This window comes from Clostridium carboxidivorans P7, from assembly GCF_001038625.1.
Lineage (GTDB): Bacteria > Bacillota > Clostridia > Clostridiales > Clostridiaceae > Clostridium_AM > Clostridium_AM carboxidivorans.
In genome coordinates this window covers 1211608-1225112 of sequence record NZ_CP011803.1, presented here as the reverse complement: position 1 = coordinate 1225112, position 13505 = coordinate 1211608, and the positions used below count along the sequence as shown (strand labels likewise).

15 protein-coding genes are annotated in these 13505 nt (G+C 27.3%); 2 read left to right on the top strand and 13 right to left on the bottom strand.

Annotated elements, in window-relative coordinates; all coding sequences use genetic code 11:
- Nucleotide 1: 1 nt before the first annotated feature.
- From Ccar_RS05285 to Ccar_RS05250, 8 genes are all read right to left on the bottom strand, one after another.
- Nucleotides 2-469 (bottom strand): DUF6323 family protein, encoded by a 468-nt coding sequence (locus Ccar_RS05285; protein WP_007060768.1) that lies wholly within the window; start codon nucleotides 467-469, stop codon nucleotides 2-4.
- Between the two features lie 281 nt (nucleotides 470-750).
- Nucleotides 751-1350, bottom strand: a complete 600-nt coding sequence (locus Ccar_RS05280) for a nitroreductase family protein (RefSeq protein ID WP_007060769.1) — start codon at nucleotides 1348-1350, stop codon at nucleotides 751-753.
- Between the two features lie 321 nt (nucleotides 1351-1671).
- Complete coding sequence (locus Ccar_RS05275; protein WP_007063660.1) at nucleotides 1672-2007, bottom strand: branched-chain amino acid transporter permease; 336 nt, start codon at nucleotides 2005-2007, stop codon at nucleotides 1672-1674.
- Nucleotides 1997-2719: an AzlC family ABC transporter permease gene (locus Ccar_RS05270; protein WP_007063661.1), complete on the bottom strand. Its 723-nt coding sequence runs from the start codon at nucleotides 2717-2719 to the stop codon at nucleotides 1997-1999. Before Ccar_RS05270 ends, Ccar_RS05275 begins: the two co-directional genes overlap by 11 nt.
- A gap of 218 nt (nucleotides 2720-2937) precedes the next feature.
- The gene (locus Ccar_RS05265; protein WP_007063662.1) at nucleotides 2938-3654 is read right to left on the bottom strand and encodes an alanyl-tRNA editing protein; all 717 of its coding nucleotides are present in this window, start codon (nucleotides 3652-3654) and stop codon (nucleotides 2938-2940) included.
- Between the two features lie 32 nt (nucleotides 3655-3686).
- On the bottom strand, nucleotides 3687-4238 hold the full coding sequence (locus Ccar_RS05260; protein WP_007063663.1) for a helix-turn-helix domain-containing protein: 552 nt from the start codon (nucleotides 4236-4238) through the stop codon (nucleotides 3687-3689).
- 381 nt (nucleotides 4239-4619) lie between these two features.
- Nucleotides 4620-6203: a DUF5050 domain-containing protein gene (locus tag Ccar_RS05255; protein WP_007063665.1), complete on the bottom strand. Its 1584-nt coding sequence runs from the start codon at nucleotides 6201-6203 to the stop codon at nucleotides 4620-4622.
- Nucleotides 6204-6563: 360 nt separating this feature from the next.
- On the bottom strand, nucleotides 6564-7415 hold the full coding sequence (locus Ccar_RS05250; RefSeq protein ID WP_007063666.1) for a DMT family transporter: 852 nt from the start codon (nucleotides 7413-7415) through the stop codon (nucleotides 6564-6566).
- A 506-nt stretch (nucleotides 7416-7921) separates the two neighbouring features.
- Here Ccar_RS05250 and Ccar_RS05245 point away from each other — a divergent pair.
- Nucleotides 7922-8662 carry a zinc ribbon domain-containing protein gene (locus Ccar_RS05245; RefSeq protein WP_048029958.1) on the top strand — a complete coding sequence of 247 codons (741 nt, stop codon included), beginning with the start codon at nucleotides 7922-7924 and terminating at the stop codon, nucleotides 8660-8662.
- A gap of 166 nt (nucleotides 8663-8828) precedes the next feature.
- Here Ccar_RS05245 and Ccar_RS05240 read toward each other — a convergent pair whose 3' ends face one another.
- Nucleotides 8829-9287 carry a VOC family protein gene (locus tag Ccar_RS05240; protein ID WP_007063668.1) on the bottom strand — a complete coding sequence of 153 codons (459 nt, stop codon included), beginning with the start codon at nucleotides 9285-9287 and terminating at the stop codon, nucleotides 8829-8831.
- Nucleotides 9288-9332: 45 nt separating this feature from the next.
- On the bottom strand, nucleotides 9333-10184 hold the full coding sequence (locus tag Ccar_RS05235) for a helix-turn-helix transcriptional regulator (protein ID WP_007063669.1): 852 nt from the start codon (nucleotides 10182-10184) through the stop codon (nucleotides 9333-9335).
- Between the two features lie 120 nt (nucleotides 10185-10304).
- Between Ccar_RS05235 and Ccar_RS05230 the strand changes: the two genes are divergently transcribed.
- A complete protein-coding gene (locus tag Ccar_RS05230) occupies nucleotides 10305-10511 on the top strand; it encodes a hypothetical protein (protein ID WP_007063670.1) in 207 nt (68 codons plus the stop codon).
- A 58-nt stretch (nucleotides 10512-10569) separates the two neighbouring features.
- Here Ccar_RS05230 and Ccar_RS05225 read toward each other — a convergent pair whose 3' ends face one another.
- The 3 genes from Ccar_RS05225 to Ccar_RS05215 all read right to left on the bottom strand — a co-directional run bounded on the left by Ccar_RS05225 (nucleotide 10570) and on the right by Ccar_RS05215 (nucleotide 13391).
- Complete coding sequence (locus tag Ccar_RS05225) at nucleotides 10570-11127, bottom strand: prolyl-tRNA synthetase associated domain-containing protein (protein WP_007063671.1); 558 nt, start codon at nucleotides 11125-11127, stop codon at nucleotides 10570-10572.
- A 188-nt stretch (nucleotides 11128-11315) separates the two neighbouring features.
- Complete coding sequence (locus Ccar_RS05220; protein WP_007063672.1) at nucleotides 11316-12737, bottom strand: HAMP domain-containing sensor histidine kinase; 1422 nt, start codon at nucleotides 12735-12737, stop codon at nucleotides 11316-11318.
- Nucleotides 12738-13391, bottom strand: a complete 654-nt coding sequence (locus Ccar_RS05215; protein ID WP_007063673.1) for a response regulator transcription factor — start codon at nucleotides 13389-13391, stop codon at nucleotides 12738-12740.
- Between the last annotated feature and the right edge of the window lie 114 nt (nucleotides 13392-13505).

Genomic DNA, 13505 nt, shown 5'->3' with positions numbered 1-13505 from the left:
ATCAATCCTTTTCATTATCAAGATTTGTATAATCTTTAAAACCATTTTTTATATTATCAGCAATTTTATACAATACCCTTCCTTCTAAAAGTTCTAATGATCCTTGACAATAATTATCAAATTTATCCTCCATAATTTCTATTAATTCATCATCACTTATATAATCTAAAGTTTCATTTTTATAATTATAAAAAATTTCTACAAGTTCGTTTATTGTATCACTATAGTTATACTGGGATATATATGGTGAATCACAAAAAGCTTCAATAATTTTACTTATGATTTGACCATTGAATTCTATTCTTCCACTTTTTTCAAGCGCTATATTCCTTGTGTTTATGATTTCTTTAACATCTTCACAAGATAGCTTTAATCCATATTCTCTTGTAGATTCGTTACACTGAATTATGTCATTAAAAACTTGCTTTTCTAATAATTCATTTTGAAACAAATCAATAGAATTTTTCATTTCCAAAACTTCCTTTCAAAAAAGTATTGACTTTTTGTTTTAAATGTGTTATGATTAAAATGATATATTATGTAATGTTCATTGTAACATTTATACATTTTATTGTCAATATACTTTATTGAATTACAGTTTATAATAGATGAATTTTTAATTTTCCAATAAAAAAGGACTTAATTCTCAGTAAAATTGAGATTTAAGTCCTTTGCTAATTATATAAACAACTCAATGATTTAAAATTTTAATACATTTTATTAAATAATTGTAGCATCAATATTAATTTCCTATTTAAATACTTTAACCCTATCTTCCAAAGGTTCAAACTGTTTCTCATCAGGTTGTGCTGTTGGCTTTCCAAATGGCATTTGTCCGATAAGTTTCCAATTATTTTGTATAGACCATTCCTTCTTAATATCCTCTTCAATTAATTCATTATAGTGTTGCAATGATACACCAAATCCTTCAATTTCTAATGAAGTCCATATAATATATTGATTTATACCACTTGATTGTTGTGACCAAATTGGAAAATTATCTTTATAGGCAGGAAACTTCTCCTGAAGCCCTTCAATTACACTATTGTCTTCAAAGAATAAAACTGTACCATATCCACTTTGAAATGAATTTATTTTATTCTCAGTAGAACTAAATTTATCAGCTGGAACTATCCTTCTTAAAGCTTCCTTTGTAATATCCCATAGTCTATCATGGTGTTTTCCAAGTAGCAAAACTACTCTTGCACTTTGAGAATTAAATGCTGATGGAGCATGTTTTACAGCATATTCAATAATTTCTTTAATTCTTTCGTCAGAAGTTACAGCTTCTTTACTAATTCCATAAAATGTACGTCTGTCTGCTACGGCAGAATAAAAATTTTTTCCCATATTATCATTCCTCTCTAATAATTTTAAATATTTTTCACATCAATTATTTTCACCATTTATTGATTAATTATTTTTAGCTTACATAATTGATTAATTATTATACATTCTTATATTTACTAACTAATTTAAATTTATTATTATATAAAAACTATAATTAGTCAATAGTTTTTTAATAGATATCCAAAAATAACTTAAATTCATCTATTTAAATATAAGCAATTTAAAAAAGAATCTTCTAATACTAATTAAAAGATTCTCTCTTAAATTATTTATATTACTTTAGTTAACTTCACTTTTCTATTAATTTTTCAATATGAAAGATTACACAAATATCAACTGTACTCCCATCATATATATTATTGTTCCACCCAATATGCTAACCAAATTATTGCGCTTCCAAATATGCAATACTGCTACTGTGGCAACTCCAATTGCTTCAGGAATTCCAAAGGGAAATGCATGCAAATTAATATTTCTTAAGCAGTAAATTATGAGCATAGCCATTACTGCAGGAGGCAAATAATTACCTATATACACTACATATTTTGGTGTAGTTTTATTTTTTCCAAACAAAACAAATGCTGCTGCTCTTATAGCAAATGTTACAGCTCCCATAACTAATATGGCAATTAAAGTATAACTACTATTAACATGCATCACCAACATCCTCCCCTCTGCTTTCCTCATAATTGTTCTTATCTATTTGCCTTTGAAAAATCATCAAAGTTACTGTTATAAGTATCATTGATGGCAAAATTAAATTATCAGTTCCAAAAATTAAAAGTGATATAATGGTTGATAAAATACCAATTATAACAGGAATATGGGTTTTATAGGATGACCACTGTTCAATAAAAATAACTACAAACAAGGCCGTCATTGCAAAATCAATTCCCTTTGTATTGAATTTAATCAATGAACCTAAAGCTGATCCTATAATCGTTCCAATTATCCAATATACTTGATTGAGAAATGATATACAAAAAAGAAATAAATTATTGTTAACACCTTCAGGTGCTTTTGAAGAACATAACAATGAATAAGTCTCATCAGTGAGAGAATATATCATATATATTTTCTTCTTTCCCATTTCTTTAAACTTATCTATAAAAGATAAACCATAAAACATGTGTCTGATATTTACAAACAAAGTCATAAGCGCTATTTCTATTAAACCTGCCCCACCTGTTAATAAATTAATAGCTATAAACTGCATAGAACCTGCATATACAATTATGCTCATTAAAATTGCCCATAGTAAATTATATCCAGACTTTTCAAATAACAATCCAAAAGCCATTCCAACAGAAATATATCCCAGCATAACTGGTATTGTAATTGGAAATGCTGCTTTAATTGCTCCTTTCATATAAATGCCCCCTTTAATCCTTATATTTCTTAAAATAATACTCCATCTTTTTTGATATAAAAATACTCCCCTTTCCACTAGCAGATTTTATTTCTAAACCTGTTTATCTTAAGGGGAGTAATAACGTTAATAATGTTACTGTAATTTTATGGTTTTATAACTATTAATCCTAACATTAAATAAGAATCCTATATATTCTATAAAAAAAACATTCTATACTAGTCTTCTATTTCAACATATATTCTCTTATTGATTTTTCCCTTACTTTTATAGTCTACTATTTTTATTTTTCCAACTTCAGAAGTATTTTTTACATGGGTTCCTCCATCTGCTTGAAGATCTAATCCCTCAATTTCAACTGTTCTTATTTGTTTAATTCCTTCTGGCAAAAGATTTATTTTAGTCCTTATTAGATCAGGGATTTTAAAAGCTTCTTCCCTTTCTAAAATATTTACCTTAAGTTCTCTTTTAGATTGTACTTCCTTATTAACCTTCTCTTCAATTTCCTCTACTAGTTCCTTATCAAAGTTTTCAAACTCAAAGTCCATTCTTCCTTTAAGGCAATCCATGTCTCCACCAGTTACTTGTGCCTTATAATCTCTCCATACAACACCACATAAAATATGCATAGCTGTATGAGTTCTCATTAATTTATATCTGTGTTCCCAATCTATTTTTCCTGTACACATTTCATTGACTTCAGGAAGTTTTCCATCAATATAGTGATATATGTCATTTCCTTTTTTCTTAACCTTTTTAACAACATACTTATCTTTAGCTGTTTCCAATACTCCAACATCACAAGGTTGACCACCTCCCCCTATATAAAATGCTGTTCTATCTAAAATAACAGCATTTTCAGCCTCATCTGCACCAATAACTTTACATTCAAATTCCTTTATGTAACTGTCCTTTTGAAATATTAATTCAGTCATTTCTCATTCCTCCTAAATTTTATTTAAAATTATTAAATTGGATAAAAGTTTACAACTATAGCTTTAAGAGTACTCTTACCACAACTTTTATAAGTGTGAGGATTTGCTGATGAAAAACAAATGGAATCTTCCTTTTTAAGCAAATAATCCTCATTGTTTGTTGTAAGTACAAGTTCTCCTTGAATAACACTGATATATTCTTGAGATTTTTCAGAATGACCAACAGAAGTATAGGTTGCTTCTGAATCCAATTCAAGTAAAAATAATTCAAAATTTCTATGTGGTGTATTACCATAATAACAGTAAACACGATAACTTCCATCTTCACTATTCTGATATTCTGCTTCTGACTTTTTTACCACAGAAGTTTCATCTTCATGTTTATCAATTAGCACTGTATACGGAACATTTAAGCCCTTTGCAATTTTCCAAACGGTATTGATAGTTGGGTTTGAATCTCCCTTTTCAATTTGTGAAAGCATTACTTTACTCACTCCAGATAATTCTGCCAATTGTCCTAAACTTAAATTTCTTTCCAACCTCAAACGTTTAAGATTTTCTGCAATTATTGGATTCAAATTCATATATTAGACCTCCTGTTAAATAAGCACTTAAATATTGTTAATTATATTTTACACTCGTTACTTATTTATTACGATTCGTTAGATATATTATACATATCGTAAACTATAATTGCAAGTTTTATTTTAAAAATATTTATTTAATTAATACTTACAATGTAAAATCCATTAAGCAAATATATCAGAATAATCAAAACATTTTATATATCATGCAACTATATAAATTTAAAGCTTCCTTTGCATTATCAAAAGAAGCTTTAAAAATCAATTCATCTAAACTTAGTGGGTTGTCATCTGCTATCACTCAATTGTCCTCTCAAAAAAGTTGTGCAATAAATGTATAATTATAATAATGCAATTTATTGTACCTCTCAGTTACTAACATTATTTATAAACACTAATAATTTTTTCTTCTGATTCTACACCATCTTTTACACCTGTTAATTTTATATACATTTTTGGTCCAAAATAAGGCAAGCTTATAGAAGAACAATCTAATTTCCATTTATTTTCTAAGTTCCAATCACTATTAACTGCTTCTGCAAAAGGACCTTGCTCTGAAGTATTTCCTACATAAATTTTATAATAATCAAAATACGAGTATTGAGACAAACCTATGACTACCGTATTATTTGGTGATATTCTTGTCCAAGGCTTAGGAGGCGGAAATACTTTGAATGTATTGCCAGTATCACTACGTAAAACATCAGTTTCATTTGTAACAAATACCACATCATCTATAACATTCATAAAAATCACATCAAATCCACCATCAAATAATTTAGTATTACAACTTCCATCCAGCTTAACTTTAAATACTTTTCCGTCAACATCACTATTATTAGGAGAAACTGCACATTGTATTCGATAATACATCCATCCATTACTTACATTTATATTGCTTACACATTCTTTATTATCATGCTCTATGTTAAAAATTTTCGTTTTTTCAGAACCATCTATTCTTACCTTGTAAACATCTGATGAATACGAATAATATATCCATCCATCTATTATACCGCCTATTTTAAATGCCTGCACACTACCATCATCATTTAACTTTGATTTGTTCTTACCATCAGTAGTCACTTTATAAATTTTACAATCTAGTGCATCCCTATAGTAAATCCAATCACCATAAACAATCATACTGTCTGTAAAACAATCACATACCATTTGTTTACATGTTCCATCTGTTTTAATTTTATATATACTGTCTTTCCCATCGCCTGCATAATAATCATCATGATAATATATCCAGTCACCTACTACTGTCATATCCCACTTATCATCATTAGCATAAGGTCCTGAATCATAATTAGCTTTACATACTATCGTTTCATCGCTACCATCAGTTTTTACTTTGCAAATTTTAGTATTAAAATCATCTATAAAATCTATAAAGTATACCCAATCACCTACTACATTTATGTTAGAAGCTGATCTATCGCTCAATTTAATCTTTTCTGCTTCCTGTGCTTCATTCTTTTTATATAATTTAGATCCATCATCAAGATTACGATAGTATATCCAATCACCTTGTTTTGCTACAAAAGATTTATTAAGTAAGTTTCCATTGCATGATTGTTGTTCTAAAACTTCTTTTTTTATGTTAAAGTGTATCTTATATTCTTTTTTTAATGCCTTACCTTCAGCAGAATGCACCTTAGATCCAATATTTAATATGTAACTTTCTCCTTGTATATAACCATCTTCTGGAGCTGTTACTATAATTGTTTTCTTATCTTCTCCTTCCACAATTCCTACATTCACCAAAGCACCATTACTATCTGTTATAGTTATACCTTGTTTGCTTACATCATCAAATCCAACATCACCTGTAAATTTAATAGTCCATTTTTTGTCTTTTTCTACTGTTTGATTGTCTATAAAATTTGCTGCTTGTACATTATGGGAAATCAATAGAAAAATACTAAGAAAAGCTACTGCTAAAAATTTGTTTTTCAATTTATTAATCCCCTTTCTATTTTTTATAATTATCTTATGTAAATATAATGTAAGCTATAAAGTACTACTGTTTCACCATAAGATTGCCTAAAAATTCTTATTTTCATGGTTTTGGATAAAAAAATATTACTGTTTCTATTTGACTTATGGTAATTATATCATGGTTTACGTAATATTAAATAGTACATTATTTATATGTTTTTTTACATAATTTTTCATAATAATTTAGATCCATTTTACATTTTCTTTTTCATAAAATTAAAAGAGCCTGAACTAAGTCCAAACTCTTAAAATATTTATATCTTATTCTTATAATGTTGTTGTTTTATTTTGACTAGATTCCAAAAATCAAGAATCAATCTATTTGCATTTAATAGTTGAATAAAAAACAGTGCCTAAAATGATAATTCCACCTAATATTTCTCTTAAAGTTGGTATTTCTCCTAGTAAAAAAGCAGCAAATACAATACCGTAAACTGGCTCAAGACTGGATATAATACCTGCTGTCTGGGTTTTAATATTCTTTAAGCCATTTATGAATAGAGAATGAGAAATTCCAGTGAAAACTGTACCTAATACTATAAGCAGCACTATATCTCTAGAGCTAAAAACAGGCTTCTCGAAAAATAATGAAGGCATTAATACAATTGCTGCTACAAACTGTTCATAAAAAGCAATTAATGAACTGGAATATTCTTTTACATATTTTCTATTCATCATTGAAAGAATAGCATAAGTAAAGCCTGATACTATTCCCCAAAGAACTCCTTGTGTTAGATTATTTCCAAGTTGAAACTTTGGAACCACAAAAAGTACTCCTAAAAATGTAATAACTGCAATTACAATATCTCTTAACTTAATTTTCTCCTTGAAAAAGTATGGTTCAAGAAAAGTAACAAAAACAGGAAAAGTAGAAAATGTAAGCAGTCCTATTGCTACTGTAGCTGTCTGTATGGATTTAAAAAAGGTGCTCCAGTGAATAGCCAAAATTATGCCCATTACTATCAGATAAAAATAATGCTTTTTTTCTTTTAGCTTTATATCCTTTTTTAAATAAAACATTAAAGTAAATAGAAATATACTTGAGAAGACAACTCTTCCAAGAACAATTATCATCGATGGCAGTGATAATAACTTTCCAAACAAACCTGATAAGCCGAATAAAAAAACAGCAAAATGAATTTGTATTAAATTTTTATTTTTTATATTCATATAGTTACCCCTCCCCCATAAAAGCCTTCTAGAAAGCAAAATTTTCAAAGATATTATTTATTCTAAAATAATACAAAGTATTTATAACAATACAATGTAATTATAAATAAAAACACATGCATTTTCCACTATTTCTACAAAAACGAAAGGTATGTCTGTTATTTGCTACATATAGGTATCTATTGTATAATATAATCAAAATGCCACGAATAACTTAACAAATATTAACCAAAATAGTATAAATAATGGGTGAAAGAGGTATTAAAATGAACTATCTTTACAAGTTTTTCGTAATTATAATATTATTTTTTCTATTTATTAGATCTTTGCTTAGATATAAAATTAAACAAGCCCTTATTTATTTTTTACTTTTAGCATTATTTTTAGCAATTATACTTCATTAAATAATATTAATTTCTTCAATTAGAGTTATACATAGTATCTTCAATATATACTTTCCATTCTAAAAAGTTTATTAAATTTTATAAAAAGGAGAATTACTTAAAATGAATGATAGCAGTATTTTTACAATTTTAATTATTATAATTATAATAACACTTATAGCTAGAGAATTTTGGTGTTGGTATTGGAAACAAAATAAAATTGTATCCTTGCTTGAGTCCATAAATAAAAAATTAGATAATTACAACATGAGTTTAGAAAATAACAGTATTACGCCAAAAATATCAGAAGAAAAAATAAGTAATATTGAAAATAAAGTAGATGAAGCTGTTTTACAACAAAATTCCACTAAGAATAGTTTGTGTAAGGTGGTTTCCGAATTGGATAAAATTTACAAATTATATAAAGATGAAATTTATAGCGAACAAGAATTTATATTGAAAAAAAACAGTTGGATTGAAAGTTTAAAGAATTTAAATTTTGTATATAATGAAACTGAATTTTTAGAAGCATTATCTCCATTAATTAAAGAAAACATTTTAAATTCAGAGGAGTTTGAAAGAGTAAAATATGTAATCTCAGGAGAGTATTCTAAAGACAAGCTTAAAAAAGAACAAGAAATTAGAGTTAAAGAGGAAGAAGACGCTAAGCAAAAAAGAGAAGAAATTATTAATAATGTAAAAAATCAAACAAAAAAAGTAGCAAATAAAACCTTTGATAAAATCAACGATATTTTAAATAGTAATCCTCCAGAAAGTTCAGAGAAAATTAAAACTTGTGAATGTGGAGCAGAAATTAAAGACGATTATGTTTTTTGTATCAATTGTGGTAAAAAATTAAAATAATACTAAATTAGATAAAATGTATAACTTTATAATTTTTAAATTCAATAATAAAAGTTTCTCTTTACGGAACTATGTTTAGAAAGGAACATTCATCATCTTTTATTAGATATGAATGCTCCTCTCTTTTTTTATTTATTTTATGCAGCAAAATCCTGTAAACAAGTACCTAAACTAATTTTTGTATAAACTCAATAGGAAACATAGTACGCTTAGCTGTTTCTTCAGGAGTTAAACCTTGGCTTAAAAATCGCTTTATAACACTTACCATACTCTCCCCGACTTCAATAATATGTTTATCAGGATCATAAAATCTAATGACTCTCTGCCCCCATGGATGTTCTTTAACATCATGAACATATTCTATATTATCAAAGCTTTTTAGCCTTTCTACAAATCCATTTAAATCTTCTTCTTCAAAATAGAGTTCAAAATTATTTGACCTATGTGCAACTTCATTTTCATTTATATCAATAAGTTCTGCAAAGCCCTTTTGTATTGCAAAACCATTTTCAAAAGTAACATTTGCTCCAAAGTCCATTGTCACCTTTTGATTAAGCACCTTTCCATAAAAATTTTTTGAAGCTTCAATATCACTAACAGCTATAAGTGGACATACAAATTTCATTTAAATCTCTCCTATCTATAATTTCTTAACGTTATTTATTATATATCAATATTTAAAAAGTTCATTGTAAAAATCGGACATGTTTTTGAAAAATTCTTTAGGAGAAATTCCACATATTTGTTTAAAATCATGAATAAAATGTGATTGATCAAAATAGCCTAAGATTTGAGCTGCATTTATATAACTTTTATATTCAGCTTTTTTTAGCATATTTATTGAATAGTTTACTCTGGAAATTCTTAAAAACGTCTTTGCATTTATTCCAATATATTCATTAAGCAGCCTATTTAAATGACGCTCACTTATATATTCACTTGACGATAACTCTTTTACTGTTAATATTCCACTTGCAATCTTAATTCTTTCTAAGGCAGCATCAATTACTGCATGTTGTTTATTATTTTTCTCTACTGATCTCAACAAAATCATATTAATCATTGAAATCATATCATCTACATTATTTGAAACTTCCATAGCACACCTTAAAGAATCATGTAAATGCTTGTCAACTTCATCTACCTGTGTCTGAATATCACACAGCTCTGATTGTTTTATCCCTGTAATAGCATGTAATCCTCCAGGTATAAACTCAATAAAGAATCTTATTTTTTTTAAGTTCACATCATTTTTTACTATAACTGTTTTTGTTGTTGCACCCCAAAGCCTTAATGAAAAATCATTGTTTTCATAAGTATATATGATACAACCACTGCAGTCAGGTATTAAAGTTAAATCATTAATGTTATCACTGCATTTTCCCATTTCCTTTGGGTTTGGAAATAATATAGTATAGTGTGCAATATATTTTCTAAGAAGAGGATGAGGAGCTATGTATATATAGTTAGGTGTTTCTTTTATTTTTAAATGCTTCTTTACCAAAATATCATTAAAGAACAAATTCTATTCCTCCCACACAAATATATTGATAATTATACTATAGTTACATACATAATTTCACAAATTTTCACAATTAATAATTTGAATTCAGTTGTACATAATACACTTGGAGGTGTTTTTATGAAAAAGAATAATTCAAATAAAAATGACAGAATATTAAATTCATCATCAACATCACAGTCTCGTGGAATATCAACTTCTTCCAACATAACTATTGAATCTGCAAGTGCATCCGAAGATGACAAGAACTCATTATTTCCTAATTTTCCTGAAGAAAAAGAATGGGCTTCTAAAACTACTGAAACTGTAACTGATTACACTGAATAAGATTTATTATTCAGGGAAGCTTATAAACTTCCCTGAATATTATATAAATACGATACACCTATTCTCCTGTTAATTGCACATATTTTGGAATATGTCCTGTATATGAAAGGAATTTATCTATAATATCTTTGGTTTTAATCTTAAGACTGGAAGTATTAATACAAGGATGACACCCCAAATAATCTTCCTTTATTATATCTTCATCAATTAAAAGCTTTACCTTCTGTTCTTTATCATTCATAAGTCCCATAACGCTCACAGATCCTGGCGTGATGTCAAGATATCTTTCCATATACTCTGCTGGTGCAAAAGACAGACGAGAAGATTGAATCTGCTTAGACAACTCTTTTGTCCTGAATTTTTTATCACCAGGCATCATAAGCAAATAAAATTCAGTTTTCTGGCTGTTGCATAAAAATAAGTTTTTGCAAATGGTAATACCCAAAAGCTTTTCTACATCATAACAATCCTCAATGCTTGCTGTTACATCGTGATCTATACGACTATAAGGGATGTGAATCTTATCAAGTAAATCGTAAACTGCCATTTCCTTAGATAATCTAGAATCTACTGGTTTCCCAGTATAGATAGTTGGATCTATATGTATTTTTGTCATTAATTTAATTACCTCTCTTTCTTAAACATGGTATTATAAGTATCAAAACTCTTCTAAAAAAAGAACCTTCTTGTTTTAACAAGAAGATTGTAAATACATAAACTAAAAATATACAAACGCCACAGCCATATCTACAGAATATGAATTCATTATAGCATTATTTGCTTTTTTATGGAATATTTTCTCTCTTAAAAAATTACCTTTATTGCGGTACCCTCTCCAACCTTACTTTCTATATCAATCCTAGCATTATGAATTTTAGCAATTTCCGCACATAAAGAGAGTCCAAGTCCTACACCATTATTAGCCCTTGCTCTGGATTTGTCCACCATAAAAAATGGTTCCATTACCTTTGATATATCCTCTTCTGGAATGCCAATTCCGCTGTCCTTAACTTCTAGTATTATATTAGAACTGCTATTTTTATATGCTTTTAAGTATATTTTATCACCAATTTTAGATGCTTTAATAGCATTATCAATAAAATTAGTTATCATTACCATTATTAACTCTTTGTCCATTAATAAATTTAAATCTTCAGCTGAAATTTCCAAATGAATATTTTTCTCCTCCAATTTCGGCTGTAGAGAATTTTTAATTTCAATTAGCAATTCTGAAGTATTTTCACTTTTCTTTTTAAAATTTTCTTTTCTCAAAACTATTAAATCCATTAATTTGAAAGCTAGCTTTTCCAATCTCTTTCCTTCACTGTATATGTAGCTTAATGAATTTATAAAGGTTTCTTCATCATACTTAGTGGTTCTAAGAAAATCAGCATATCCTATTATAGAAGTCAGAGGCGTTCTGAGTTCATGAGCCAAATTATCAATAAATCTCTGCTTGTCATTTGAAGCCATTTTAAGTTCTCCAATTTTATCCTCTATAACATCTGCCATATCATTAAAATTTTTTGATAATAATCCAATTTCATCATCTGATATTACTTTTACTCTTTCACTAAAATTTCCATCAGCTATTTTTTGAGTGGTTTTAATTAATTTATTTATAGGATTTACTATAAATTTACTTAATGCTATGGTTACTGCAACTAAAATTATACATACAAATATGTTTAGTTTTAAAAGAAGATTTAACAAGTATTTTTTATTTTTATAAATACTTGAAACATCCTTAACATAAGAAATTTTATAGTAATTATTATCTAAATTTATTTTTTTGCTTATGAATAAATAGTTTTTTTCATCAATATCACGTATTATATATTTCACTTTATTAAGCTGAACATTAAGTTCCTCTCTTTTATCTGATATATTCATACTTAAATTAGTAAAAATAACTTTATTGTTATTATCTATTACCTCAATATATATATCCTGTTTTCCAAAATTATTTAAATATGTATTAATCATTGAATCTATACTTTGTTTATCAAGCTCAGTCTTGTAAGAATTAGACTCTTTTTGAATTTTAAATAAAAATAAATTTGATTCTACAAAGGAACAAAATCTCTGCTCTTCATTTATTCCAGAATTAATTTCTGTATTAAGATTCAGTTTAAAATTGCTGTTAATTAAATATATTGATGAAGGAACAAAAAATATTTCAAATATAACCAATGTGCATAAAAATATCTTCTCCCAAAATTTCATTTAACCCTCCAGCCTGTATCCTAATTTAAATACAGTTTTAATTTTATCCTTCCACTGAAGCTTTTTTCTCAATTTTTGTATATGGTTGTCTATAGTTCTAGTTTCTCCAACATAGTCATATCCCCAAATTTTTTCTATTAATTTTTCTCTGGTCAATACAACATTTTTATTTTGTACTAAAACCACTAATAATTCAAATTCCTTTAAAGTAAGCTCTACAGCTTCACCTGCTTTCCTAGCTGTCATTTCTTCTAAATTTATCTCTACATCTTCAAAATTTATTACATTAGTATTTTTATTATAATGTCTAAGCACATTATCAATTCTAGCTAATAATTCAATACCCTCAAAAGGTTTTGTTATATAATCATCTGCTCCAGCTCTAAGACCATACACCTTATCTGTAACAGAAGTTTTAGCAGTTAAAAATATAACTGGAATGCCTAGAGGCTTTATCTTTTCAAGTAGTGTAAAGCCATCAATTTTAGGAAGCATAACATCTAAAAGAATTAAATCAAAACTGTCATTTTCAATTTCCTTTAAAGCTTCTTCCCCATTGAAAGCTGTTTTACACTCATAATTTGCCATATTCAAATTCAACTTTATTAAGTTCGATATTGGCAATTCATCCTCAACAACTAATATTTTTATCATTACCTACTTGTCCCCCATAATCATTAAATTTTCATAATATCAATTTCTCAATATAACCATTTACTTTTTAGTTTTGTAGTAATTTAATATTTTACTTAAATGAAAATAATCAGA